The sequence below is a fragment of the Citrobacter sp. CRE-46 genome, from assembly GCF_059615875.1.
The window spans coordinates 1,740,370-1,766,275 of sequence record NZ_CM184341.1; the positions used below are offsets into that span (position 1 = coordinate 1,740,370).

Sequence of the window (25,906 nt, forward strand, 5' to 3'; positions counted from 1 at the left end):
GGTTATTGTCCTGCAATCTCGCGAAGTGCCGTAATAACTCGCTGGGTGTCAGTGGCGGTCATATCGGGGAACAACGGCAGCGAGCAGATGCGTGCGCTATTCCACTCTGTATTGGGCAGCGAAAGCGTGGTGAAGCGTTCGCGATAATATTTTTGCGTATGGGCCGCACGAAAATGCAGACCGGTGCCGATATTTCTGGCCTTCAGCGCTTCCATTAAGGCATCTCTGTTCAGGCCACAGCGCGCTTCGTCAACACGAATGATAAACAGATGCCAGGCATGAACGTGAGACCACTGGGGCAGGCTCAACGGTTGAAATGGCGTATCGGCCAGCGCCTGTTGATACTCCCGGGCAATTTGTGCGCGGCGTGAGTTCAGTTGCTCCAGTTTCTTCAGCTGGACCAGCGCGATGGCGGCATTGATATCCGTGAGGTTGTATTTGTATCCTGGCGCCAACACTTCAGCCTGCGGCGCGCGGCCGTAGGTTTGTCGATCAAAAGCATCAACGCCCAGGCCGTGAAACTTCAGACTGCGAAGCCGCTGGGCAAGCTGGCCGTCGTCGGTAACAATCAGCCCACCTTCCGCACAGGTAATATTTTTGATGGCGTGAAACGAGAAAATAGCGGTGCCGTGCGCGCCGACATGACGATTTTTATATAACGTCCCTACGGCGTGCGCCGCATCTTCGATGATCGGAATGCCATAGCGCTCGCCAATGGCATAAATCGCGTCAAGATCGGCCGGGGCGCCTGCGTAATGTACCGGAACAATCGCTTTGGTTCGCGGCGTGATGGCCGCTTCAATCTGCTCTGGCGTGACCATGAGCGTATCACGATCAACGTCGACCATGACCGGCGTCGCACCCAGCAGGACAATCATATTGAGGGTAGAAACCCACGTCATCGATGGCGTGATGACCTCATCGCCCGCACCAATGCCCAGCGCCATTAGCGTGATGTGCATTCCAGCGGTGGCGGAGCAGACGGCGACAGCATGCTGATTTCCCGTGAGCTGGCAGAAGGCTTGTTCCAACTGCTGATTTTGCGGGCCGGTGGTTATCCATCCCGAGTCCAGAACCGCCTTCACTGCGGCAAGTTCTTCAGCTCCCATCGCCGGGCGAGAGAAAGGCAAAAAGTCAGACATCATTATTCCTTCAAGCCATTTAACGCCACCGACGTTTTATTTTTCGCGATAAACAGGGGCGTCGTTAATTATTTATCAGGCTTCAAAGGTTAATGACTGAAGGTTAATTTATCCTTAAGAGTTTAAGGTTCGAGATATAAAGAAAAATAACGGTGTTTTTAATTTATTATTTTGAAATTAAATGAATTTTACAGAAATGGCGTGGCGTAAACGGCATTGCTGGTTGCTGTAGCCAGGTCAATGCAATGCCGCAATTCAGGAAGGTATTTTATGCCGCTATTAGAATGATAATTTACAGTAATCCTTTCAGGGTTAACGTTTTACGCGTGGCGACATTTAAGTCGTACGTGCCGAGATCTTCCGGTTTAACCCAGGCGAATGCCTGAAACTCTTCGTTAATGTTCACTTCACGATTCGCCGCGACACAATCAAAGATGAGGTAAATCATGTAAATCTCTTCCTGGCTGCCATCGGCATAGGTTTTGGTGCGAATATCATCACTGAAGGTCCAGGGGGTAATTTCTGACAACACGAGCTGTTCGCCCAGTTCTTCCCTTACTTCCCGACGCAAAGCCTCTTCAATGCGTTCGCCCGCTTCAACACCGCCGCCAGAAAGCGCCCACTGGCCGGGGAAAACGCCACGGTCATCAGCCATTTTGCACAGTAAATAACAGCCATTATTTTGAATTAATGGACAAACAATCGTTCTTTGGCGCATAGGTTGGGTCCTTGTAGGGGATGCTGAGAATTCCATTGTGTACCCATCTTACCTTTTGCTGGCGGCAGAAAAAACGCTTCCGTGACGTTTAACCCTGCTTTATCAGGGGAGAAGGGGATGTTTGTTGAAAACGGGGGCCTGCTATGTCGATTCTGTAAATAGCCCTGGAATTTAACCTTAACTCAAACTTGTAAGTAGTATTTGGTTACAATATGCCATTGCATCGCTTTTTTAGCTCATTGATTCCTTGTCATCTGGCAGTACAATTCCCCGGTTTTGGGGCTATGTTTTGATTCTTGCTGGAAAGGATAGAAAATGAAAAAAAGTTTAATGTTGGGTTTTGCCGGAATGCTGTTTGTTTCCGCGTCGGCGAGCGCAATTAGCATTAGTGGCCAGGCGGGGGAAGATTACACCAACCTTGGGTTTGGTATGGGGACTGAATCTACCGGACTGGCGGTCAGCGGTAACTGGATGCATAACGATGACGACGGCGATGCAGCCGGTCTGGGACTGGGTCTGAATATTCCACTTGGTCCGTTGCTGGCAACCGTCGGAGGGAAAGGTATTTATACTAACCCTAATGATGGTGATGAAGGCTACGCGGCGGCAGTTGGTGGCGGTTTGCAGTGGCCGATTGGCGATAGTTTCCGCCTGTTTGGCGAGTACTATTACTCTCCTGATTCGCTTTCCAGCGGTATCGACAGCTATGAAGAAGCCAATGCCGGTGCGCGTCTGACAATTATGCGCCCGCTGAGCATTGAAGCCGGTTATCGCTACCTGAACCTGGCGGGTAAAGATGGCAACCGCGATAACGCGATTGCTGATGGTCCGTACGTTGGGGTTAACGCCAGCTTCTGACAATTCTGGCGCGGCGTTCAGTCGCGCCTTCCCCCCTCCATGCGCTATAGTGTTTTCATCATAAAAGCAGGAGAACACGATGTTAAACGTGGAGATGCTATCCACCGGGGATGAAGTGTTGCACGGACAAATCGTCGACACCAATGCCGCCTGGCTGGCTGGTTTTTTCTTTAATCAGGGATTACCGTTAACCCGCCGTAATACGGTAGGGGACAATCTTGACGATTTGGTCGCTATTCTACGTGAGCGTAGCGAACACGCCGATGTGCTGATCGTTAATGGCGGTCTGGGGCCAACCAGCGATGATTTAAGCGCGCAGGCGGCGGCAACGGCAAAAGGCGAGGGGCTGGTATTGCATGAAGCCTGGCTGGCCGAGATGGAGCGTTATTTCCGCGACCGTGGCCGCGTCATGGCGCCGAGCAACCGCAAACAGGCTGAGCTTCCTGCCAGCGCTGAATTTATCAATAATCCTGTCGGCACCGCGTGCGGGTTCGCCGTGAAGCTAAACCGCTGCCTGATGTTCTTTACGCCTGGCGTGCCATCGGAATTTAAAGTCATGGTTGAGCATGAGATTCTGCCGCGTTTGCGTGAGCGTTTTTCTCTGCCTCAACCACCTCTCTGCCTGCGATTAACCACCTTTGGCCGTTCCGAAAGCGATCTGGCGCAGAGTCTGGATCCGCTGCCTTTGCCGCCGGGAGTGACAATGGGTTACCGCTCGTCGATGCCGATTATTGAGCTGAAGCTGACCGGGCCTGATTCCCAACGAGACGCCATGCTGGCGCTGTGGCCTGAAGTGAAGCGGGTTGCCGGGCAGAATATGATATTCGAAGGTACGGAAGGTTTGCCTGCGCAAATCGCCCGCACATTGCAGGAGCGACAATACAGTCTGACGCTGAGCGAACAGTTCACCGGTGGCTTAGTTGCACTCCAGCTCTCTCGCGCTAATGCTCCTCTGCTAGCGAGTGAAGTGGTTCCACCTCAGGAAGAAACGCTGGCGCAAACGGCGCACTGGATTACCGAGCGACGCGGCAAACACTATGCCGGGCTGGCGCTGGCAGTATCGGCATTCGAAAGCGAACATATCAACTTTGCGCTGGCAACCCCGGATGGGACACATGCCTTGCGCGTAAGGCTTAGCGCTAATCGCTACAGTTTGCCGATTCGTCAGGAAGTTTGCGCGATGATGGCGCTGAATATGCTGCGTCGTTGGCTAAACGGCCAGGATATCGCCAGCGAACACGGCTGGATAGAAGTGGTTGAATCGCTGACGATTTAAACATTGATTGGGAAGGCTACAAACCTTCCCAACCTGACTCACTCTGTAACTTCGCCAGGCAATAGCCCGGTAATTAACTGAACCAAATTATGATCAATTCCATTTTCCAGCATCATGCGAGCGATACGTAAGGCTTCTTCTTGCGTACCTTTTTGCACTCCCTGTTCTAATCCTTTTTCTAATCCTTGCTGTATCCCTTCTTGTAGGCCATGGTGGTGGCCTTCTTGTCTTAGCCTCTCTGCGATCGTCATCAACCTCTCCTTGTGATGGGGGGAACGTTCGGCAACCTCATGGATAAATGCGCTGACGTGAGAAACATTGCCGTATCGTAGCAGGTAATTTAATAGCGTTTGCAGCTGGCTGTCATTAGCGGTGCTTGTAACTAAAAGCGAGACCAGACGGTCCACCAGCCCCATCAAATCACGATCGCGAATATGTTTTTGCATTAATTCAAGCAACGCGACGCGCCGATGTTGCGCAATCTCATCGTCCGGTATTACGGTGATGTCCACCAGCGGGAAAGCCTCTGAATACAGTTGTCGTGCCAGTTGCGGACAGTCAAATTCATCCAGCCAGTTGAGTGACCAGGGGTAGGGACTTTGCTGGCCGTGATAAAACAACATGGGAACGACCAGTGGCAGCGTTTTATTTCCAGCATCAAGATGATGCTGCATCGCAGCAATGGCATAACGCATCAGGCGAAATGCCATATGCTGTACCGCTGTACTCTGATGTTCAATAACACAATAAATATAACCCTGGCCTTCGCGGGTTTTTAACGACCACAATACGTCGGAATAGAACGCGCGGAGATCCTGTTCGATAAAACTGCCGGGCTCCAGCTTCAGCGTTTGCAAATCGCACATTTCACGTAATGCTGGAGGAAGGTGAATATCCAGAAAATCCCGAGCCATCTCAGGGTAAGACATTATCTTCTTAAAAACGGCATCATGCGGTGTAGCGGTGGTTGATTCATCCATGGTAGTCCGTCACCTGAAGGAGAAGATGGCATGACGGTACTCACTTTTAATCAGAGCTGCATTGGGGGATTTGGCTATTTGCGTGAGTGAATCAGAGATAAATACGCCCGATTGCAACGTATTCAGATAGGCGGAACAGAGTACGCAAAAATGCCCGGTAACAAACGCCACCGGGCAACAGAGTTAACCTAATGCTTTGGCAAGCAGGGTGATCGGATGTTCACAGCGAAGGCTTGTAGACATCTCTATCTGCCATTTACAGGTTTCACAGTCGGTGACAACGATATCGGCACCGCTTTCTTCAATCTGGCGGAATAACGGTGCGCCAATCGATTGTGACGTCGGGTAGTTTTCCTTTTTAAAGCCGTATGTTCCGGCGATTCCGCAACACTGAGAATCTAACACCGTCAGCTCCAGTCCCGGAATTTGGCGCAGCAGCTCCAGCGTGTAGAGCGTCCAGCCCATTTTCTCCATATGGCAAGGCGTGTGATAGACCACTTTCAGCGGTAGCGTCTTCAGCGGCAACGTTTTGCCTTCATCCAGCTTGCGCCACAGCCAGCGGGTCGCCAGCTCAATATGTTCGCGCAGGCCGGTGTTGTCGACGTCCAGCACTTCCGGGTACTCATCGCGGAGTGCAAAGGTACAGGTTGATGAGGTGGCGATCACCGGAATACCTTTCCCGTCAATTGCTTCCCTGAGCGAGGCCACGTTGCTGACCGCCTGTTTGCGCGCTTTATCGGTAAAGCCGTTGGCGATCAGCGGTACGCCGCAGCATTTCTCTTTGCTCAGCAGCTGTACGCCGGTTCCCATGGCGTTCAGGACCTTGATCAGGTCTTTGCCGAGTTGCGGATGGTTGTAATTAACAAAACAGCCGTGGAAAAAGGCGACCTGCTCCGGATACTGCGCCTGCTGTGCGGCAACGCTGCGATACCAGCGGCGGAACGTACCAAAGGAGTATTTCGGCAGCGTACGGCGATGGTCGATTTTCAGCGCGTAGTCCAGCAACTGGCGTACCGGTTTCAGCGAGGTGGCGGTATTCACTATCGGCGCGAACGGGGTGGATACACTTCCCATTAAATCCGTATGGCTTAAAACAAAATTACGCAGCGATGGACGCGTAGTGTCATATTTGGCGCGCGCACGCTGGATGATATCGCCAATTTTCACATCTGACGGACACGCCACTTCGCAGCGCTTACAGTTAATGCAGTATTTCAGCGCATCGTCGTATAAGGCGCCATCTTTCAGACGCAGACGCTCGCCGTCCGGTCCGGCCTGTTTTGGGCCAGGGTAGCCCGGATTGACGCGGCTTACCGGGCAGGCGGTGGTGCACACCGTGCACTTGATACAACTTTCAAAACGTGTGTCGCTCATTGCTGTCCTCCTGCACGTTTCGCAATGTCATGTGCGGCGTGTAAGGCGCTGACTGCGCATACGCCGCCTCCGCAACCCTCGGCAATAGGGTCAAAACCACCGAGAACAGAACCGATGGCATACATGTTCTCTACCGTTTTCCCCGCCAGCGACGGGCGCAAAGTGGCATCGGTTGTGACGCCAAACTGTTGCCACGGTTGCGGATCGAAGACATCACGCTGATACCACTCGGCGCGGGTGGCGGTTTGCTGTACATCCAGTCCGAGGATCGGTTCGTGAATGGCCTCGCGCGTGGCGACCAGACCGCTGCTGAAAAAGCTGCCGCTGGCGAGCACGGCGAAGCGTGGACGCAACGGGATATCGGCATGGTTACGGGTCCAGACTTCATTGACGACGCCATCCTGACAGGTGATTTTCTTCACTTCATCACCCGGCATCCAGACACCGCCCTGGCGTACAAACTGGCGCTGTAATTTGTTGTGCAGACGCATACCCAGTACCGAAGGCGGTAGAGTCGGTAACAGCGTCAACGAGCAGGGAAGGCGCTCGTTAAGCCAGTGCCAAAGGCGCTCATCCGCCAGGCCGAAACAGGCTGGCATAATAATCATGTCGCAGGTTTTTGCCAGTGGCAGTAAAGCATCATAGAGCAGCGACCATTTATCTTCGTTGTCCAGCAGGCGCGCAATATTGACAGCGCGAAACTCGGTTGGATTATCACGCAGGACATCCAGTTCAGGCAGATCGATTTCCGCCGTCTCGACGCTGAGATTGCGCTGGCGCAGCGAGGCCGCGGCGAGATGCGCCTGAAAATCCAGTAAACCGCTGATACCGACAACGCAGATACGCTGTGCGGACAGTGGCCACACCGGAACTTCTGGGGAACTTAACCAGGTTGAGCGCAGGGTTCCCAACGGGGTTACGCGTTGATGTGACTGGTGTACTTTGCCCTGCAAATGCGTTCCGCATTCTTCCAGCAGATCCTGCGCCTGCTGGGCAAGATCCAGGACGTTCTGTGTTCCGATGATGCTATACGGATGCGTGGGCGCCTGAGTACGCAGCGCATTCAGACCGGCTTCTATCTCCATCACCGGTTGACCATCGGGCAAGTTGCTGAGCAAATCCAGTGAGCCGGAGGAAAAATGCAAGGCGCTTTGGCCGCGCGTGACAATCGTACAGCGCAACCCGCTTTTTTGCAGTTGCAGGCCGCACAGCAGTCCTGCCAGGCCGCCGCCGATAATGACGGTATCAAATTTCATCCTGGTGCTCCTTTTCCAGACCGCACAATCCCTGATAGACCCAGCGCGTGAATTCGCTTTCGCGCAGCGCGTCGCCCCAGGCGATAGGCTGCACGCCTTTCCAGCGCTCGTTGAGGAAATCGGAAAGCTGGGTAATAGATTGCGCAGCGGTGGTGACATTAAAACGTTGCAGCAAACCTGCGGCGCGGCAGGCGCACAATTCGCCCTGGCAGGTCCCCATACCAACGCGGGTACGGCGACGCAAATCCAGCAGGCTGTTGACGGTTAAATTCTCGACGGCGTATTGCACTTCGCCCGCAGTGACCGCTTCACATTCACAGACCAGGCTACGGTGCTGACGACCTTCGCTAAGCCACGCCGGGGTGCGATCGCCGTGACGGTAGACCGCCGAACCGCGCAACGGCGCGGGCAACGAAATTACGCGTTTCAGCGTGTGCTCGGTGGATTCCTGCGAGCCGGGCAGCGCGGTGTCTGCGGTGGTGCAAGGTTGAGAATTGCCCAGCTTACGGCAAACGGCATCGGTGGCCCATTCCGCCATCAGACGGTAGGTCATCAGTTTGCCGCCAGTAATGGTGATAAACCCATCCAGTCCGTCACGTTCAGCGTGATCGAACAGCACAATACCGCGGCTGACGTTACGACCGCTTGGATCGTCGTCGCTGGCGACCAGCGGTCGCACACCGGAGTAGGCGCGTAAAATGCGTGTTTTCGCCATAATCGGCGCCAGTTTCTCACCTTCGCGCAGCAGAATATCGACCTCTTCTGCGGTGACGCGGTTGCTGTCGATATCGTCGTAATCAATGTGCTGCGAGGTGGTGCCAATGAGCGAAATGGTATCGCCAGGCACCAGAATATCGGCGTCAGAAGGTTTACGGCAGCGATTAATGACATGCTGGTTTATGCGATGATCCATAATCAGCAGCGATCCTTTGGCCGGGAACATCCGGATACTCAGATCGGCATATTCGGCAATGCGCTGGCCCCAGATCCCGGCGGCATTCACCACCACCGGCGCATGCAGGGACTGCATCTCACCCGTCAGATGATTGCGCACGTTAACGCCGCAAACCGTTGTCCCTTCGCGAATCAGCCCCGTCACTTCATGGGCCGTTAAGATAACCGCGCCATGCTCACGCGCATCCAGCATGTTGGCGGCGGTTAAGCGGAAGGGATCGACCGTACCGTCCGGCACTTTAACTGCGCCAATCAACTGTGGGTTGACGGAGGGTTCGATAATGCGCGCCTGCTGAGGGTCAATCGCTTCTGCGCGAATACCGGCCTCTTCACAGGCGCGAATGAAGGTAGCCTGGAAGGAGAGCTCATCCTCCGGCAGGGTAATAAACAGACCGTCCGTCGGCTCAACGCAATGACGGGCGATACGTTTCAGAATCTGGTTTTCGCTGATGCACTCACGGGCAGATTCAGCGTCGGTGACGGCGTAGCGCGCACCGCTGTGCAGCAGGCCATGGTTACGTCCGGTCGCGCCCGTGGCGATATCGTGGCGTTCCACTAAGATGACGCGCAACCCGCGCAGCGCACAGTCGCGTGCGATCCCTGCACCTGTTGCTCCTCCGCCAATGATAATCACGTCACTTGTTTGCGAGTCGCGAGTTTTCATTGTTTTTCCTCACAGTTCGTTTTTTATCATTTAGCCACATAAAAAACATGGATTGTTTGATTTCGCGCATAATCGCTCATTATTCGAAAATGAAACGTGATTTCGTGCGCCTTTATGAACATTTGTCATAAATCTGTAACAATTTGTGCTGCGTTTCACATTTTTGTTAGGTATCTTTCCTTAACATCGCGGCCACACTGGAAGCGGTAGGGTAGTAATGACGAACTGCAGTGTTTACTTCGAATGAAAGACGGCCACGGAGGCTACGCTATGTTGAGTATTTTTAAACCAGCGCCACATAAGGCGCGTTTGCCTGCTACGGAGATCGATCCGACATATCGTCGATTGCGTTGGCAGATTTTCCTGGGGATTTTCTTTGGTTATGCCGCGTACTATCTGGTACGTAAGAACTTTGCCCTGGCGATGCCATATCTGGTTGAGCAGGGTTTCTCTCGCGGCGATCTGGGTTTTGCCTTGTCCGGTATCTCCATCGCTTACGGATTTTCGAAATTCATCATGGGGTCCGTTTCGGATCGCTCGAATCCGCGCGTTTTCCTGCCAGCAGGTTTGATTCTGGCTGCCGCAGTGATGTTGTTTATGGGCTTTGTGCCGTGGGCGACATCGAGCATTGCGATTATGTTTGTGCTGCTGTTCCTCTGCGGATGGTTCCAGGGGATGGGGTGGCCGCCGTGTGGCCGTACCATGGTGCACTGGTGGTCGCAGAAAGAACGTGGCGGCATTGTTTCCGTCTGGAACTGTGCGCACAACGTGGGCGGCGGTCTGCCTCCTCTGCTGTTCCTGCTCGGTATGGCCTGGTTCAATGACTGGAAAGCGGCGCTGTATATGCCTGCTTTCGGTGCGATTGTGGTTGCGCTGTTCGCCTTTGCGATGATGCGAGATACGCCGCAGTCTTGCGGTCTGCCGCCTATCGAAGAGTATAAGAACGACTACCCGGACGACTACAACGAGAAAGCCGAAGAAGAGCTGACCGCCAAGCAGATCTTCATGCAGTACGTACTGCCAAACAAACTGTTGTGGTACATCGCTATCGCCAACGTGTTCGTTTATCTGCTGCGCTACGGCATCCTGGACTGGTCACCAACCTACCTGAAAGAAGTGAAGCATTTCGCACTCGATAAATCATCCTGGGCCTACTTCCTGTATGAATACGCGGGTATTCCGGGCACGCTGCTGTGTGGTTGGATGTCGGATAAAGTCTTCCGTGGCAACCGTGGCGCGACCGGCGTGTTCTTTATGACGCTGGTGACTATCGCGACCATCGTTTACTGGATGAACCCGGCAGGGAACCCGAACGTTGATATGGCTTGTATGATTATCATCGGCTTCCTGATCTACGGCCCGGTCATGTTGATCGGTCTGCATGCGCTGGAACTGGCGCCGAAAAAAGCGGCGGGCACGGCGGCAGGCTTTACCGGACTGTTCGGTTATCTCGGCGGTTCTGTGGCGGCGAGCGCCATTGTCGGCTACACCGTTGACTTCTTCGGCTGGGACGGCGGCTTTATGGTGATGATTGGCGGTAGCGTGCTGGCGGTCATTCTGCTGGTGGTCGTCATGATTGGCGAAAAACGTCACCACGAAGAAGTACAGCTGAAACGTAACGGGGGCTAATTTATGAAAACCACATTGAAAAGTCTCAGCGTGGCGCTGATGCTGGCTGGTATGGTTGTTAGCAGCGCGGCGGTCGCCGCCGATAAAATCGTGATTGCGCATCGTGGGGCAAGCGGTTATTTACCGGAGCATACGCTGCCCGCGAAAGCGATGGCCTATGCTCAGGGCGCGGATTATCTGGAGCAGGATTTGGTAATGACCAAGGATGACCATCTGGTCGTCCTGCATGACCACTACCTGGACCGCGTCACCGATGTCGCTGAGCGTTTTCCGGATCGTGCGCGTAAAGATGGACGTTATTACGCCATCGACTTTACGCTGGACGAGATCAAATCGCTGAAATTTACCGAAGGCTTTGATATCGAGAATGGCAAAAAGGTACAGACTTACCCTGGGCGCTTCCCGATGGGTAAATCTGATTTCCGCGTGCACACTTTCGAAGAAGAGATTGAGTTCGTTCAGGGACTGAATCATTCAACCGGTAAAAACATCGGCATTTACCCGGAAATGAAGGCGCCGTGGTTCCATCACCAGGAAGGGAAGGACATCGCAGCGAAAACGCTGGAAGTGCTGAAAAAGTACGGGTATACCAGCAAAAACGACAAGGTTTACCTACAGTGTTTTGATGTCGCGGAGTTAAAGCGCATTAAAAATGAACTGGAACCAAAGATGGGGATGGATCTCAATCTGGTGCAGTTGATTGCGTACACTGACTGGAATGAAACCCAGGAGAAAAAGCCGGACGGTAGTTGGGTTAATTACAACTATGACTGGATGTTTAAACCGGGTGCCATGAAGCAGGTGGCGCAGTATGCGGACGGCATTGGGCCGGACTACCACATGCTGGTTGATGAGAAGTCGAAAAAAGGCAATATCTCGTTAACTGGCATGGTTCAGGACGCGCATCAGAACAAGATGGTGGTGCATCCTTATACTGTTCGTGCCGATCAGCTACCGGATTACACCACTGACGTAAACCAGCTGTATGACATTCTGTATAACAAGGCGGGCGTTGACGGGTTGTTCACCGACTTCCCCGACAAAGCAGTGAAATTTCTGAATAAAGAGTAATGGCACAAGGCCTGTGATGCACCTCCGGTCACAGACCTTATTGGATAACGTTATAAACTGTTAGATAAGGCCGTCTGCTGTCAACGTTTCCATACAAGCCTGCAGGAGAAATAAAGGGCTGCCGTCCACTGGCGGCTCTTTTGCCAGTAACGATATCTGTCGATAGAACGTCGGCTCCAGAGACACCGAGCGTATCTCCCCGCCAACGGCCTTCAGCGTTAACTCCGGTAATAACGCAATACCCAGTCCCTGACGAATAAAACTCATCGCGGTATCCGGATGGTTAAATTCGTATTTAATAACCGGCTCGATACCTTTCTCTTTAAATAGCGTCATGATGCTTAATTCATAGCGACCTTTACTGATAATCAGCGGTTCTCCCACCAGTTGTTCAACCGTAACCGCGGTATTGGCTGCCAGAGGATGGCTTTCGGGAACCACAACGGTAAATTTATCGCGATAGACTGGTACGCAGTACATGCCGCTCACCGGAAAATGCACAAATCCGGCATCAATGTCCCCACTGCGCAGGGAATCAACGATCGCCGTGCTGTTCTCTTCGAAGGGAATGATTTTGATGTGCGGATGATGCTGCTCGAAGTGGTGGATAATGCCCGGTAAAATGCAGGCGCAGGCGCTGGGAAAGCAGCCGATGCGCAGGGTTCGGGCTGGGTTTTTTCGCTCCTGCTCGGCAATCTCTTTCACCGCGTTGGTTTCTGCAACGATCATGCGCAGGTGCGGAACGATCCGCCTTCCAACCGGGGTGAGCTGAATGTCTTTACGGCGCTCGCGGATAAGACATTCGACTCCCAACTCTTCTTCAAGCGCCGAAATGGCCTGGCTTACAGCGGATTGGGTCATATACAGCCGCTTACTGGCTTCGGTAAAACCGCCGCATTCAAGCACGGTAAGCAGGGCGTGGATCTGGGTTAATGTCATTAGTTCCTTCTAATTAACAATATTAAAACGATTAATTTCTCTAATATGATGAATCTGTTTACACTTGCGGTCTACCGTATAAATCACATTTTGACGCACCTCTCCGTTGCTCAGTTGAGCTGAGCGTTGCCTGCGTGCGCCGTCTGGACAGGCTGTCGAATATGAAAGAAAAACTGTGGACGAAAGATTTTTGGGCAATCACGATCATTAGCTTCATTATATTCTTTGTGTTTTATGTCCTGCTCACGTTATTACCGATCTATATTTCGGATCGCCTGCACGCCACGCCGGATAAAGCCGGCTTATTGGTCACCTTCTTTTTAGGTGCCGCAATTGTTGTGCGTCCGTTTGCCGGGCAATGGGTGGGGAAATATTCGAATAAAACGATTCTGGTGCTCTCTTCTCTGGCCTTTTTGGTTGTCACTGCGCTGTATCCTGTTTGCCACTCAATTGAATCGCTGCTGTTTATTCGGGTGCTTCATGGGGTGACGTTTGGCGTCATTACCACGGTAAAAGGAACGATTTCCGCGCGGCTGATACCGGCCTCCCGACGTGGGGAGGGCATCAGTTTTTTCTCTTTGGCCATGGGACTGGCAATGGTTGTGGGGCCGTGGGTAGGGCTGAATATGGCACGCTGGGAAGCTTTTACCACCGCATTCTGGCTGTGTAGCGCGGTTGCCGTACTGGGTATTATCCTGTCATTGATCGTCGCCGTACCGCCGGTCATCCGTCATGCCGACGGCTCAAAACCGAAGCTGGGATTTGCGGCAATGTTTGATCGCGCCGCGCTGCCTTTCGCGATGGTGACGTTTTTCATGACTTTCTCCTATGCGGGTGTTTCTGCTTTTCTCGCGCTGTATGCGCGCGAGTTGGATCTGATGGCCGCCGCCAGTAATTTCCTGTTGTGCTACGCCATTTGTCTGATGATCTGTCGAACCTTTACCGGCAATATTTGTGATAAAAAGGGGCCGAAATACGTGGTATATCCGTGTTTGCTGGCCTTTACCATCGGACTGGTGGCGCTTGGCTACACCAACGGCAGTATCATGATGATTACTGCCGGGGGATTAATCGGCATTGGTTACGGCTCAGTCACGCCGGTATTCCAGACACAAATTATTAGCTCGGTGGAGCCGCATAAAATTGGCATCGCCAATTCGCTTTTCTTCAATGCGATGGATGCGGGAATGGCGATCGGCGCGTTCATTATGGGGATGATGGTCGAGGGCGTGGGCTATCGGGCGATTTATCTGGTAGGGGCCCTGCTGGTGGTTTTAGCCGGGGCGCTGTACATTGCGCAGATGAAGCGCCGCGGGGCGATGCCGTTAGTTAGCGCACACGAAGTGCACTAACCGTTACAGCTCGATTTCAATATCGCCTTTTGCCCGGCAACAGCAGGGCAATATTTCTCCCGGCTGAATAAAGGCCAGAGGCTCGGCGATCCAGTCCACCTGTCCCGCCACCAGGCGGGTACGGCAGGAACCACAGTAACCCTCACGACACTGGTATTCGACTTCAACATTGTGCGATTCGAGTGCGGCAAGCAGGGAGGGGGGTTCATCCTGGCACAGCAGCTGTGTGCCAGAGATGCGCAGAGTAACGCGGCCCATCAGAGCTGGAAGTTACTCAGATCGTCGGTATCAACCTCGGAGTCGATCTGGCCGACCAGATAAGAGCTGACTTCCACTTCCTGCGGCGCAACCTGTACGTTATCGGACACCAGCCAGGTATTGATCCATGGGATCGGGTTAGAACGCGTCTGGAACGGCAGATCCAGCCCAACAGCCTGCATACGAATGTTGGTGATGTACTCAACGTACTGGCACAGAATATCTTTGTTCAGACCGATCATCGAACCGTCACGGAACAGATAGTCCGCCCACTCTTTCTCTTGCAGCGCGGCCTGCACGAACAGGTCGTAGCACTCTTGCTTACACTCTTCTGCGATTTCCGCCATCTCTGGGTCGTCTACACCGCTGCGCAGCAGGTTCAGCATGTGCTGTGTACCGGTCAGATGCAGAGCTTCGTCGCGGGCGATCAGACGAATAATTTTCGCGTTGCCTTCCATCAGTTCACGTTCGGCGAAGGCGAAGGAGCAGGCGAAGCTGACGTAGAAGCGAATGGCTTCCAACGCGTTCACGCTCATCAGGCACAGGTACAGCTTTTTCTTCAGCTCACGCAGGTTCACGACAACCGTTTTGCCATTAACGCTATGGGTGCCTTCACCGAGAAGATGCCAATAGCTGGTCATCTCGATCAATTCGTCATAGTAGCTGGAAATGCCTTCCGCGCGCTTCTGGATCTGCTCGTTGGTGACGATATCGTCAAACACCACCGCCGGATCGTTGACGATGTTACGGATGATATGGGTATAAGAACGCGAGTGGATCGTTTCAGAAAACGCCCACGTTTCGACCCAGGTTTCCAGTTCAGGAATCGAGATTAACGGCAGCAGCGCGACGTTCGGGCTACGTCCCTGAATGGAGTCCAGCAGCGTCTGATACTTCAGGTTGCTGATGAAGATATGCTTTTCATGCTCCGGCAGCGCCTGGAAGTCGATGCGATCGCGGGAAACATCGACCTCTTCCGGACGCCAGAAGAAAGAGAGCTGCTTTTCGATCAGTTTTTCGAAGATGTCATATTTTTGCTGATCGTAGCGGGCGACGTTCACCGGCTGGCCGAAGAACATCGGTTCCAGAAGCTGATCATTTTTCGTCTGTGAAAAAGTGGTGTATGCCATTAATGTGAATCCTTTGTGGGATGAGCGCCGGATGCGATACAAACACCTTATCCGGCCTACAAACCGTGCAATCGTAGGCCGGGTAAGCGTAGCGCCACCCGGCAATATTCATCAGATCTTACATGCGCCGCTTTCGCAGCCATCGTCCTGAATAGACGGCACCAGATCGTCCTGAGTATCTTCCGCGCCATCGCGGGTGTTCTGATAATACAGCGTTTTGACGCCAAATTTGTAGGCGGTGAGCAGGTCTTTCAGCAACTGCTGCATCGGCACTTTTCCTGATGGGAAACGCGTCGGATCATAGTTGGTGTTGGCGGAAATCGACTGATCGATAAACTTCTGCATGATACCTACCAGTTGCAGATAACCGTCGTTGCTCGGCATTTCCCACAGCAGTTCGTAGGCGTCGTGCAAGTGTTCGTAGTCCGGCACGACCTGACGCAGAATCCCATCTTTAGACGCTTTGATGCTCACGTAGCCGCGCGGTGGTTCAATACCGTTGGTCGCATTAGAGATCTGCGAAGAGGTTTCCGACGGCATCAGCGCAGAGAGCGTGGAGTTACGCAGGCCGTGCGTCTTGATGGACTCGCGAAGCTGCTCCCAGTCCAGATGCAGCGGCTCGTCAGAGATAGCATCAAGGTCTTTTTTATAGGTATCGATCGGTAAAATACCCTGGGAGTAAGTGGTTTCGTTAAACCACGGGCACGCGCCTTGCTCTTTTGCCAGCTCGTTAGAAGCTTTCAGCAGGTAATACTGAATGGCTTCAAAGGTTTTGTGGGTCAGGTTATTGGCGCTACCGTCAGAATAACGCTTACCGTTTTTCGCCAGCCAGTAGGCGTAGTTGATGACGCCAATACCCAGCGTACGACGGCCCATTGCGCCGCGTTTGGCGGCCGGGATTGGGTAATCCTGATAATCCAGCAGCGCATCCAGCGCGCGTACCGCCAGTACGGCCAGCTCTTCCAGCTCGTCCAGACTGTTGATAGCACCCAGGTTAAATGCGGATAGCGTACACAGCGCAATTTCGCCGTTTTCGTCGTTCACGTCGGTCAGTGGTTTGGTCGGCAGGGCGATCTCCAGACACAGGTTGGACTGGCGCACCGGCGCAACAACCGGATCAAACGGGCTGTGGGTGTTGCAGTGGTCAACGTTCTGGATGTAGATACGGCCGGTAGAGGCACGTTCCTGCATCATCAGGGAGAAAAGTTCAACCGCTTTCACGCGCTGTTTACGGATGCTGTCGTCGTTTTCATATTGGGTGTACAGACGTTCGAACTCGTCCTGGTCAGCGAAGAACGCATCATACAGGCCCGGGACGTCGGACGGGCTGAACAGGGTGATGTCGCCGCCTTTCAGCAGACGGGTATACATCAGCTTGTTGATCTGCACGCCGTAGTCCATATGACGCACGCGGTTGCCTTCAACGCCGCGGTTGTTTTTCAGCACCAGCAGGCTTTCGACTTCCAGATGCCACATCGGGTAGAACAGGGTGGCCGCACCGCCGCGCACGCCGCCTTGCGAACAGGATTTCACCGCGGTCTGGAAGTGCTTATAGAACGGAATACAGCCAGTGTGGAACGCTTCACCGCCACGAATAGGGCTGCCCAGCGCACGGATGCGGCCGGCGTTGATACCGATACCGGCGCGCTGAGAAACGTATTTTACGATAGCGCTGGAGGTGGCGTTGATGGAATCCAGGCTGTCGCCGCACTCGATCAGTACGCAGGAGCTGAACTGGCGGGTTGGGGTACGCACGCCGGACATAATTGGCGTCGGCAGAGAAATTTTGAACGTTGAAACGGCATCGTAGAAACGTTTTACATATTGCAGACGCGTTTCACGCGGATAGTTAGAGAACAGGCAGGCCGCTACCAGAATGTAGAGGAACTGCGCGCTTTCATAAATCTCACCGGTGACACGGTTTTGCACCAGATATTTACCTTCTAACTGCTTCACCGCAGCATAGGAGAAGGTCATATCACGGTCGTGTACGATGAACGAGTCCATCTGCTTGAACTCTTCTTCCGTGTAGTCTTCCAGCAGATGATTGTCGTATTTGCCCATTTCAACCATTTTCACGACATGGTCGTAAAGTGCAGGCGGTTCAAACTCGCCGTAGGCTTTTTTACGCAGGTGGAAAATGGCCAGGCGGGCAGCCAGGTACTGATAATCCGGTGCCTCGCGGGAGATCAGGTCGGCGGCTGCTTTGATGATCGTCTCATGGATATCGGACGTTTTGATACCGTCATAAAACTGAATATGAGAGCGCAGCTCGACCTGAGAAATCGATACGTTATTCAGTCCTTCTGCCGCCCAATCCAGAACTCGGTGGATTTTGTCGAGATTGATGCGCTCTGTACTACCATCACGCTTTGTCACCAGCAGACTCTGATTCATGTGGTTTTTTACCTGTCCGTGAAAGAAAAAATATCCCCCATATTATCCACAGAGTCATGTTGTGACTAAGTCTGTGGATAAATACTATATGTAGGGGTTGTTTGATAAAATAGACGCTATATGGTGAGTATTCTAGTAGGGATTCTTTTCAGCACAAGAGTTGATTTTGACGTTAAATTGAGGTTGCAAAAGGGTAAGAATCGCTAAGTGCGCGTCTTATAAGGCCTGGCGGGGATGTCAATAATTGAGAAAAAAAATAGAAAATTTGATCGAGTGCTGATTTCTTCATCTAAGGCGAAGAAAGTTCTTATGATCTGGCACAGGATTTGTAGGCCCGATAAGCGAAGCGCCATCAGGCCCTGTTCCTGTCAGCATGCCGAATAGCAGCGTTGGACGCCTTATCCGGCCTACAGGAAGTGGTTAATCAACGCTGGCAGTGGTATGGACCATATAGTTCACATCTACGCCCGGACCGAGTTTAAAGCTGTTGGTGATCGGGTTGTAGTGCAGGCCGGTCATATGACGCTCTTTCAGCACGGTCTGATCTACCCACTGTAATAACTCTGCCGGCTTAATAAATTTTTTCACATCATGCGTGCCTTTCGGCACCATGCGCAAAATATATTCCGCCCCGACCACGGCCATCAGCCAGGATTTGCCGTTGCGGTTAAGCGTGGAGAAAAACACTTCGCCGCCCGGTTTAACCAGCCTGGCGCAGGCGCTGACCACCGACTGCGGGTCCGGCACGTGCTCCAGCATTTCCATGCAGGTCACCACGTCATACTGGTGCGCATGTTTTTCCGCATGCTCTTCGACGGTTTCCTGGACGTACTCGACCTGGATACCGCTCTCCAGCGCATGCAGTTTTGCTACCTGTAACGGTTCAAAGCCCATATCCAGGCCCGTGACGGTTGCGCCTTCGCGCGCCATACTTTCCGCCAGAATGCCGCCGCCGCAGCCGACGTCGAGTACCTTTTTACCAAACAGGCCGCCTGAGCGCTCCGTGATGTAGCCCAGACGCAGCGGGTTAATGCGGTGCAGTGGCTTAAATTCCCCCTCAAGGTCCCACCAGCGTGACGCGACTGCTTCAAACTTGGCAATTTCTTCATGGTCAACGTTGTGACTTACCGGGGGTTTTTCGGCATTCATTGGGGCTTCTACTCCTAAATTTGCGATGCAAATGAGTATATCAGCCTGACGGGATGAATAAAGCCTCTGTCAGGGGGAATCCATTTACCTGAATCTGTGCGAATGTGTTATAATTTGCGACCTTTGAATCCGGGATACAGTAGAGGGATAGCGGTTAGATGAGCGACCTTGCGAGAGAAATTACACCGGTCAACATTGAGGAAGAGCTGAAGAGCTCATATCTGGATTATGCGATGTCGGTCATTGTTGGCCGTGCGCTGCCAGACGTCCGAGATGGCCTGAAACCGGTTCACCGTCGCGTACTTTACGCCATGAACGTATTGGGCAACGACTGGAATAAAGCCTATAAAAAATCTGCCCGTGTCGTTGGTGACGTAATCGGTAAATACCACCCTCATGGTGATATCGCCGTTTACGACACCATTGTTCGTATGGCGCAGCCATTCTCCTTGCGTTACATGCTGGTAGATGGTCAGGGTAACTTTGGTTCTGTCGATGGCGACTCCGCAGCGGCGATGCGTTATACGGAAATCCGTATGTCGAAAATCGCCCATGAGCTGATGGCTGACCTGGAAAAAGAAACGGTTGATTTCGTCGATAACTACGACGGCACCGAACAAATTCCTGACGTCATGCCGACCAAAATTCCTAACCTGCTGGTGAACGGTTCGTCCGGTATCGCGGTAGGTATGGCAACCAACATTCCGCCGCACAACCTGACGGAAGTGATCAACGGCTGTCTGGCATACATTGACGATGAAGACATCAGCATTGAAGGGCTGATGGAGCATATTCCGGGTCCGGACTTCCCGACCGCCGCGATCATCAACGGTCGTCGTGGTATCGAAGAAGCCTACCGTACCGGTCGCGGCAAAGTGTACATTCGCGCCCGCGCGGAAGTCGAAGCCGACGCCAAAACCGGCCGTGAAACCATCATCGTCCATGAAATTCCGTATCAGGTGAACAAAGCGCGCCTGATCGAGAAAATCGCCGAGCTGGTAAAAGACAAACGCGTTGAAGGCATCAGCGCGCTGCGTGACGAGTCTGATAAAGACGGTATGCGCATCGTGATTGAAGTGAAACGCGATGCGGTCGGGGAAGTGGTTCTGAACAACCTTTATTCCCAGACCCAACTGCAGGTTTCTTTCGGTATCAACATGGTTGCGCTGCACCATGGTCAGCCGAAGATCATGAACCTGAAAGATATTATTGCCGCGTTTGTACGCCACCGTCGTGAAGTCGTAACGCGCCGTACTATCTTTGAACTGCGTAAAGCCCGCGACCGTGCGCATATCCTTGAAGCGTTGGCGATTGCGTTGGCGAACATTGACCCAATCATTGAACTGATCCGCCGCGCGCCGACCCCGGCAGAAGCGAAAGCTGCGTTGGTTGCGCGTTCGTGGGAACTGGGTAACGTGTCCGCCATGCTGGAACGTGCCGGTGATGACGCCGCGCGTCCTGAATGGCTGGAGCCGGAATTTGGCGTGCGTGACGGTCAGTACTACCTGACTGAACAGCAGGCCCAGGCGATCCTGGATCTGCGTTTGCAGAAACTGACCGGCCTTGAGCATGAAAAACTGCTCGACGAATACAAAGAGCTGCTGGAGCAGATCGCTGAACTGCTGCATATTCTGGGCAGCGCAGATCGTCTGATGGAAGTTATCCGTGAAGAGATGGAGCTGATTCGCGAGCAGTTCGGCGACGAACGTCGTACCGAAATCACCGCCAACAGCGCTGACATCAATATCGAAGATCTGATTAGCCAGGAAGATGTTGTCGTGACCTTGTCTCATCAGGGCTACGTGAAATATCAGCCGTTAACCGATTACGAAGCACAGCGTCGTGGCGGTAAAGGCAAATCAGCAGCACGTATTAAAGAAGAAGACTTTATTGACCGCCTGCTGGTGGCCAACACCCATGACACGATCCTCTGCTTCTCCAGCCGTGGTCGTTTGTACTGGATGAAGGTTTATCAGTTGCCGGAAGCCAGCCGTGGCGCGCGTGGACGTCCAATCGTCAACCTGCTGCCATTGGAAGCGAACGAACGTATCACCGCTATTCTGCCGGTACGCGAGTACGAAGAAGGTGTGAACGTCTTTATGGCGACCGCCAGCGGTACCGTGAAGAAAACCGCGCTGACCGAGTTCAGTCGTCCGCGTTCCGCCGGTATCATTGCGGTTAACCTGAACGAAGGCGACGAGCTGATTGGCGTTGACCTGACGTCCGGTAGTGACGAAGTCATGCTGTTCTCTGCCGCGGGTAAAGTAGTGCGCTTTAAAGAAGATGCCGTTCGTGCGATGGGTCGTACCGCGACCGGCGTACGCGGCATCAAGCTGGCAGGCGAAGACAAAGTCGTTTCTCTGATTATTCCGCGCGGCGAAGGCGCTATCCTGACCGTGACGCAAAACGGCTACGGTAAGCGTACCGCGGCAGAAGAGTATCCGACCAAGTCTCGTGCGACTCAGGGCGTTATCTCCATCAAAGTGACCGAGCGCAACGGCTCTGTTGTTGGCGCGGTACAGGTTGAAGATACCGACCAGATCATGATGATCACCGATGCAGGTACGCTGGTGCGTACTCGCGTGTCGGAAATCAGCGTAGTAGGGCGTAACACCCAGGGCGTGATCCTCATCCGTACTGCGGAAGATGAAAACGTTGTGGGTCTGCAACGCGTTGCTGAGCCGGTTGATGATGAAGAACTCGACTCCATCGACGGAAGTGCCGCTGAGGGCGACGAGGATATCGCGCCTGAAGCAGAAACCGATGATGATGCAGCGGATGACGCTGACGAGTAATTGAGATGTTATGAAAAGGGCCGGAGAAATCCGGCCCTTTTTTTAATTCATGCGCTCCACAATCATTGCGATTCCCTGACCGCCGCCGATGCACAGCGTGGCAAGCCCAAGCGATTGATCGCGTGCCTGTAGCGCATGCAGCAGCGTAACCAGAATTCGTGCGCCGCTGGCGCCAATAGGATGTCCCAGCGCAATGGCTCCGCCGTTGACGTTCACCTTTTGCGGATCGAACCCCAGCGTTTTGCCGACGGCAAGAAACTGCGCGGCAAATGCCTCGTTGGCTTCGATAAGATCGATATCGGACAGCTGTAGCCCGCTCAGCTGTAGCGCTTTTTGCGTGGCCGGAACCGGCCCCATCCCCATCATCGCCGGTGCCACGCCGCCGCTGGCCCAGGCTTTGATCCGCGCCAGCGGTTTCAGCCCTGCCGCCAGTGCCGCAGACTCTTCCATTACCACTAATGCCGCCGCACCGTCGTTGATCCCCGAAGCGTTGCCTGCGGTGACGGTTCCTGTTTTATCAAAGGCCGGGCGTAAGGCGGCGAGCCCTTCCGCCGTTGAGTCAGCTTTGGGGAACTCGTCGCGCTCAAAGATGATGGTTTTTTTACGGGACGATACGCTGACGGGCACGATTTCAGCCTCGAATGCGCCGGACGCGATGGCAGCCACGGCTTTACGCTGTGACTGCAGTGCCAGTTCATCCTGCATTTCGCGGCTGATGTCGTACTCTTTGGCGACATTTTCTGCGGTGATCCCCATGTGGTACCCATGCTCGGCGCAGATCAGGCCGTCGCGCAGAATAACGTCTGACAATTGCCCATCACCAAGACGATATCCCCAGCGGGCCTTTGCGTCTAACAGGTAGGGGGCCTGGCTCATGTTTTCCATCCCTCCCGCCACGATCGCCTGAGCTTGTCCTGCCTTAATTGCGAGGGCGGCAAGCGCTACGCTTTTCAGGCCCGAGCCGCACACTTTGTTGACGGTAAAGCCGCAAACGGTGTCGGACAGGCCGCTTTTTAACAATGCCTGACGCGCCGGATTTTGTCCGAGTCCTGATTGCAACACGTTGCCCATAATCACCTCGTCCACGCGTTGAGGGTCAAGGTGAGCACGCTCAAGGGCGGCTCTAATGACGGTGGCTCCAAGCTCGACGGCCCCCGTTGTTGCCAGTGCGCCGTTAAAACTGCCGATTGCGGTACGTGCCGCACTGACGATGACACAGTTTTTCATTTTTCAGTTCCTTTTAATAAGTTGTTGCTGTCAGAACAGGGTCAATCCAATAACAAAAATGACGCCGGAGAAGAGCAGGGCGGTGATGCAGTACCCCATAATGTCGCGCACGCCCAGCCCGGCGATGGCCAGAGCCGGTAGCGCCCAGAATGGTTGTGCCATGTTCATCCACTGCTCCCCGTAGGCGATGGCCATCACTGATTTGCCAAGATCGGCACCCAGCGCCTGCGCCGCAGGCATGACGAACGGTCCCTGAATAACCCAATGGCCGCCGCCGGACGGCACGGCAAAGTTAATCAGCGCTGAACTGAAGAAGGTCATCAGCGGGAAGGTATCTTTGTTGGCGACGTTAATGAAAAACTCGGTAATAAGACCACCGAGACCGGAGTGCTCCATCATCAACTGAATACCGGCGTAGAAGGGGAATTGCACCAGAATCCCGGCGGTGCTACGTGCGGCAGCACTGACGGCGCGCATATAGGCCATCGGTGTTTTATGCAGCAGCAGACCGGCAATCATAAACATCAGGTTGACGGTATTGATGGTGATGTTGAAACCTTTCTCGGCAAAGTAGATGCCCAGATAGGCAATACCTAATGCACCGATGATCAGTGCCAGAATGCGGCTTTCTTCCAGTTTTTCCGACGGCGGCGCGTCTGGTGGCAGCTTCTTCTGAAAATCAGCTTCTTCCAGTAATAGTTTCGGATCGATGCTCACCACATCTGTAGGTTTTGGCGTCATCATGCGCGTGATGAACGGCATTACCACAATCAGCGCCACGGTGATGAAGATATTGAAGCCGGTGAACAGGGTATCCGCGACGGGAATTAGTCCCGCTATGTGCTCGACCGGGTTGCCAGGCGTTGCCGCCAACAAAGGCATTGAGCCGGAAAAACCACCGCCCCAGGTCAGGAAGCCGATGTAGGCGCAGGCAATCAGTAACGGATAATCGGAACCCGGTACCCGACGAGCGACTTCGCGGGCGAACATCGCCCCGACCACCAGACCGAATCCCCAGTTGATAACGCAGGCAACCGAACCAAAAAAAGTGACCAGCATTACGCCCTGGGCGGGGGTTTTGGCAGCGGATGCCGCCGTACGCAGCAGGCTTTTCACCGGCCCGGAACTGGCTAACGCATGGCCGGTCACGATGATCAGCGCCATCTGCATACCAAACGCCAGCAGGTTCCAGAAACCGTCACCCCAGAATTTCACCATGCTGATGGGCGTCTGTGGCGTTAACCATAGCGCGATGCCGAAGGTCAGCAATGTTAACAACATGGCGAAAATCAGCGGGTCGGGCAGCCAGCGGCTGACCACCCGTGTCATAAAGCGAGCGATGCGGCCAATCATGCGTCACCTCGCAGGATGAGCAGATCGTCGGCAATAGCAAACTGCGCTTCGGTTTTTTCACGCAGCGTGGCGATATCACATCCTTCGACAATTTCAGTCAGCCACATTTTGCCGTCAATAAAGCGGAATACGGCAAGTTCAGTGACCAGCATGTGCACAGCATGCTGCGCGGTGAGCGGCATGGTGCATTGCCGCAGGATTTTCGCTGAGCCGTCTTTCGCGCAATGCTCCATGGCAATAATGACTTTCCGTGCACCGGTTACCAGATCCATAGCGCCCCCCATGCCGGGCACCATCTTGCCGGGAACCACCCAGTTGGCAAGGTTTGCCTGCTCATCGACCTGTAACCCACCCAATACACAGGCATCAACGTGACCGCCGCGAATCAACGCGAACGACATGGCGCTATCAAACATCGCCGCGCCTGGCAAAATACCGCACGGTTGGCCGCCCGCGTTTACCAGATCAGGATGCGCGGTGGTCACCGGGCCCAGTCCCAGAAAACCATTCTCAGATTGCAGCGTAATGTGAATATCTGCAGGCAAGTAGTTGGCTACCATGGTTGGCAGGCCAATACCTAAGTTGACGATATCGCCATCGCGAAGCTCTTGCGCCACCCGGCGCGCAATACGTTGTTTAGCATCCATGATTAGCTCTCCTGTGGAATGACGATATGGTCGATAACGGCGCCGGGGGTAACAATCTGGTCAGGCTGCAGCTCGCCTGTTTCAACCATTTCATCCGGTTCAACCAGCGTGATGTCAGCGGCGAGAGCAATCAGAGGGTTAAAGTTTCTGGCGCTGAGCTGGTAGGTGAGGTTGCCAAGCATGTCAGAGCGATGGGCGCGAATAAGCGCTAAATCGGCGCGCAATGGGCGTTCAAGAAGCCAGGTTTTGCCCTCGAGCGTGATGGTCTGCTTACCATCTTCCACGATGGTGCCAACGCCGGTAGGCGTCAGAAAACCACCAAGACCCGCGCCGCCGCAGCGAATTTGCTCGATCAGGGTACCTTGCGGAACCAACTGTACGTCCATCTCGCCGGCAATCATGCGACGACCGGTTTCCGGGTTGGTGCCAATGTGCGAGGCAATGACTTTGCTCACCCGTCCATTGACGATCAGTGGCCCGATACCGGTATCGACAAATGCAGTATCGTTAGCAATCAGCGTCAGATCTCTGACGCCGGATTCCAGCAGGGCTTCAACCAGGCGAGGCGGTGTGCCAACCCCCATAAAACCACCGACCATGATGGTCATGCCGTCACGAAAGAAGCCTGTAGCGTCTTGTAAGGTAATCAGTTTTGTTTTCATTATGTTTCCCTTTTGCATACTCCATTTTGGGTACGCTCAGGGAAGTGCAAGCAGAATGCCAGGATGCTTTAAAAA

21 protein-coding genes are annotated in these 25,906 nt (G+C 53.6%); 6 read left to right on the forward strand and 15 right to left on the reverse strand.

Translation table 11 applies throughout. The features are described from left to right. Window positions 1-2: 2 nt before the first annotated feature. Window positions 3-1,142 carry a UDP-4-amino-4-deoxy-L-arabinose aminotransferase gene (arnB, locus tag AC534G_RS08165; RefSeq protein WP_087857372.1) on the reverse strand — a complete coding sequence of 380 codons (1,140 nt, stop codon included), beginning with the start codon at window positions 1,140-1,142 and terminating at the stop codon, window positions 3-5. Between the two features lie 292 nt (window positions 1,143-1,434). Further along, window positions 1,435-1,860 (reverse strand): nucleoside triphosphatase NudI, encoded by a 426-nt coding sequence (gene nudI / locus AC534G_RS08170; RefSeq protein ID WP_038642256.1) that lies wholly within the window; start codon window positions 1,858-1,860, stop codon window positions 1,435-1,437. 315 nt (window positions 1,861-2,175) lie between these two features. On the opposite strand from nudI, the gene AC534G_RS08175 reads away from it, so the two are divergent. Both AC534G_RS08175 and AC534G_RS08180 read left to right on the forward strand, forming a co-directional pair. After that, the gene (locus tag AC534G_RS08175) at window positions 2,176-2,718 is read left to right on the forward strand and encodes a YfaZ family outer membrane protein (protein WP_038642254.1); all 543 of its coding nucleotides are present in this window, start codon (window positions 2,176-2,178) and stop codon (window positions 2,716-2,718) included. A gap of 79 nt (window positions 2,719-2,797) precedes the next feature. Beyond that, window positions 2,798-3,994, forward strand: a complete 1,197-nt coding sequence (locus AC534G_RS08180; protein WP_110497354.1) for a nicotinamide mononucleotide deamidase-related protein YfaY — start codon at window positions 2,798-2,800, stop codon at window positions 3,992-3,994. Window positions 3,995-4,032: 38 nt separating this feature from the next. Here AC534G_RS08180 and AC534G_RS08185 read toward each other — a convergent pair whose 3' ends face one another. The 4 genes from AC534G_RS08185 to glpA all read right to left on the reverse strand — a co-directional run bounded on the left by AC534G_RS08185 (window position 4,033) and on the right by glpA (window position 9,222). Beyond that, window positions 4,033-4,974, reverse strand: coding sequence for an Rpn family recombination-promoting nuclease/putative transposase (locus AC534G_RS08185; protein WP_110497356.1), 942 nt, complete (start codon window positions 4,972-4,974; stop codon window positions 4,033-4,035). Window positions 4,975-5,157: 183 nt separating this feature from the next. Continuing rightward, window positions 5,158-6,348 carry an anaerobic glycerol-3-phosphate dehydrogenase subunit GlpC gene (gene glpC / locus AC534G_RS08190; protein ID WP_038642250.1) on the reverse strand — a complete coding sequence of 397 codons (1,191 nt, stop codon included), beginning with the start codon at window positions 6,346-6,348 and terminating at the stop codon, window positions 5,158-5,160. After that, window positions 6,345-7,604, reverse strand: coding sequence for a glycerol-3-phosphate dehydrogenase subunit GlpB (gene glpB / locus AC534G_RS08195; protein WP_110497358.1), 1,260 nt, complete (start codon window positions 7,602-7,604; stop codon window positions 6,345-6,347). The genes glpC and glpB overlap by 4 nt, the downstream gene beginning before the upstream one ends. Then, window positions 7,594-9,222, reverse strand: coding sequence for an anaerobic glycerol-3-phosphate dehydrogenase subunit A (gene glpA / locus AC534G_RS08200; protein ID WP_038642246.1), 1,629 nt, complete (start codon window positions 9,220-9,222; stop codon window positions 7,594-7,596). The genes glpB and glpA overlap by 11 nt, the downstream gene beginning before the upstream one ends. 270 nt (window positions 9,223-9,492) lie before the next feature. Here glpA and glpT point away from each other — a divergent pair, with 270 nt between their 5' ends. Both glpT and glpQ read left to right on the forward strand, forming a co-directional pair. Then, a complete protein-coding gene (glpT, locus tag AC534G_RS08205; protein ID WP_038642244.1) occupies window positions 9,493-10,851 on the forward strand; it encodes a glycerol-3-phosphate transporter in 1,359 nt (452 codons plus the stop codon). Between the two features lie 3 nt (window positions 10,852-10,854). Next, on the forward strand, window positions 10,855-11,922 hold the full coding sequence (gene glpQ, locus AC534G_RS08210; RefSeq protein WP_061382104.1) for a glycerophosphodiester phosphodiesterase: 1,068 nt from the start codon (window positions 10,855-10,857) through the stop codon (window positions 11,920-11,922). Window positions 11,923-11,982: 60 nt separating this feature from the next. Here glpQ and AC534G_RS08215 read toward each other — a convergent pair whose 3' ends face one another. Next, window positions 11,983-12,861: a LysR family transcriptional regulator gene (locus tag AC534G_RS08215; RefSeq protein WP_110497362.1), complete on the reverse strand. Its 879-nt coding sequence runs from the start codon at window positions 12,859-12,861 to the stop codon at window positions 11,983-11,985. 161 nt (window positions 12,862-13,022) lie between these two features. On the opposite strand from AC534G_RS08215, the gene AC534G_RS08220 reads away from it, so the two are divergent. Further along, a complete protein-coding gene (locus AC534G_RS08220) occupies window positions 13,023-14,213 on the forward strand; it encodes an MFS transporter (RefSeq protein ID WP_069323404.1) in 1,191 nt (396 codons plus the stop codon). Window positions 14,214-14,216: 3 nt separating this feature from the next. Here AC534G_RS08220 and yfaE read toward each other — a convergent pair whose 3' ends face one another. The 4 genes from yfaE to ubiG form a co-directional block, all read right to left on the reverse strand. Beyond that, window positions 14,217-14,471, reverse strand: a complete 255-nt coding sequence (gene yfaE, locus AC534G_RS08225; protein ID WP_496594530.1) for a ferredoxin-like diferric-tyrosyl radical cofactor maintenance protein YfaE — start codon at window positions 14,469-14,471, stop codon at window positions 14,217-14,219. Continuing rightward, the gene (gene nrdB, locus AC534G_RS08230) at window positions 14,471-15,601 is read right to left on the reverse strand and encodes a class Ia ribonucleoside-diphosphate reductase subunit beta (protein WP_038642234.1); all 1,131 of its coding nucleotides are present in this window, start codon (window positions 15,599-15,601) and stop codon (window positions 14,471-14,473) included. Before nrdB ends, yfaE begins: the two co-directional genes overlap by 1 nt. Window positions 15,602-15,712: 111 nt before the next feature. Further along, a complete protein-coding gene (gene nrdA / locus AC534G_RS08235; protein WP_087857375.1) occupies window positions 15,713-17,998 on the reverse strand; it encodes a class 1a ribonucleoside-diphosphate reductase subunit alpha in 2,286 nt (761 codons plus the stop codon). A 420-nt stretch (window positions 17,999-18,418) separates the two neighbouring features. Then, the gene (gene ubiG, locus AC534G_RS08240) at window positions 18,419-19,147 is read right to left on the reverse strand and encodes a bifunctional 2-polyprenyl-6-hydroxyphenol methylase/3-demethylubiquinol 3-O-methyltransferase UbiG (RefSeq protein ID WP_038642230.1); all 729 of its coding nucleotides are present in this window, start codon (window positions 19,145-19,147) and stop codon (window positions 18,419-18,421) included. A gap of 158 nt (window positions 19,148-19,305) precedes the next feature. Between ubiG and gyrA the strand changes: the two genes are divergently transcribed. Beyond that, a complete protein-coding gene (gyrA, locus tag AC534G_RS08245) occupies window positions 19,306-21,942 on the forward strand; it encodes a DNA topoisomerase (ATP-hydrolyzing) subunit A (protein ID WP_069323406.1) in 2,637 nt (878 codons plus the stop codon). Between the two features lie 42 nt (window positions 21,943-21,984). Here the strand turns inward: gyrA and AC534G_RS08250 are convergent, their stop codons facing one another. From AC534G_RS08250 to atoD, 4 genes are read right to left on the reverse strand one after another with little or no spacing between them, the layout of a single operon-like run. Beyond that, entirely contained in the window at window positions 21,985-23,169 is a 1,185-nt protein-coding gene (locus tag AC534G_RS08250) for an acetyl-CoA C-acetyltransferase (protein ID WP_110497364.1), read from the reverse strand. Between the two features lie 30 nt (window positions 23,170-23,199). Continuing rightward, window positions 23,200-24,522, reverse strand: coding sequence for a TIGR00366 family protein (locus tag AC534G_RS08255; protein ID WP_038642224.1), 1,323 nt, complete (start codon window positions 24,520-24,522; stop codon window positions 23,200-23,202). Further along, complete coding sequence (locus tag AC534G_RS08260) at window positions 24,519-25,169, reverse strand: 3-oxoacid CoA-transferase subunit B (RefSeq protein WP_038642222.1); 651 nt, start codon at window positions 25,167-25,169, stop codon at window positions 24,519-24,521. Before AC534G_RS08260 ends, AC534G_RS08255 begins: the two co-directional genes overlap by 4 nt. Before the next feature lie 2 nt (window positions 25,170-25,171). Next, the gene (gene atoD, locus AC534G_RS08265) at window positions 25,172-25,831 is read right to left on the reverse strand and encodes an acetate CoA-transferase subunit alpha (RefSeq protein WP_069323408.1); all 660 of its coding nucleotides are present in this window, start codon (window positions 25,829-25,831) and stop codon (window positions 25,172-25,174) included. Window positions 25,832-25,906: the final 75 nt, after the last annotated feature.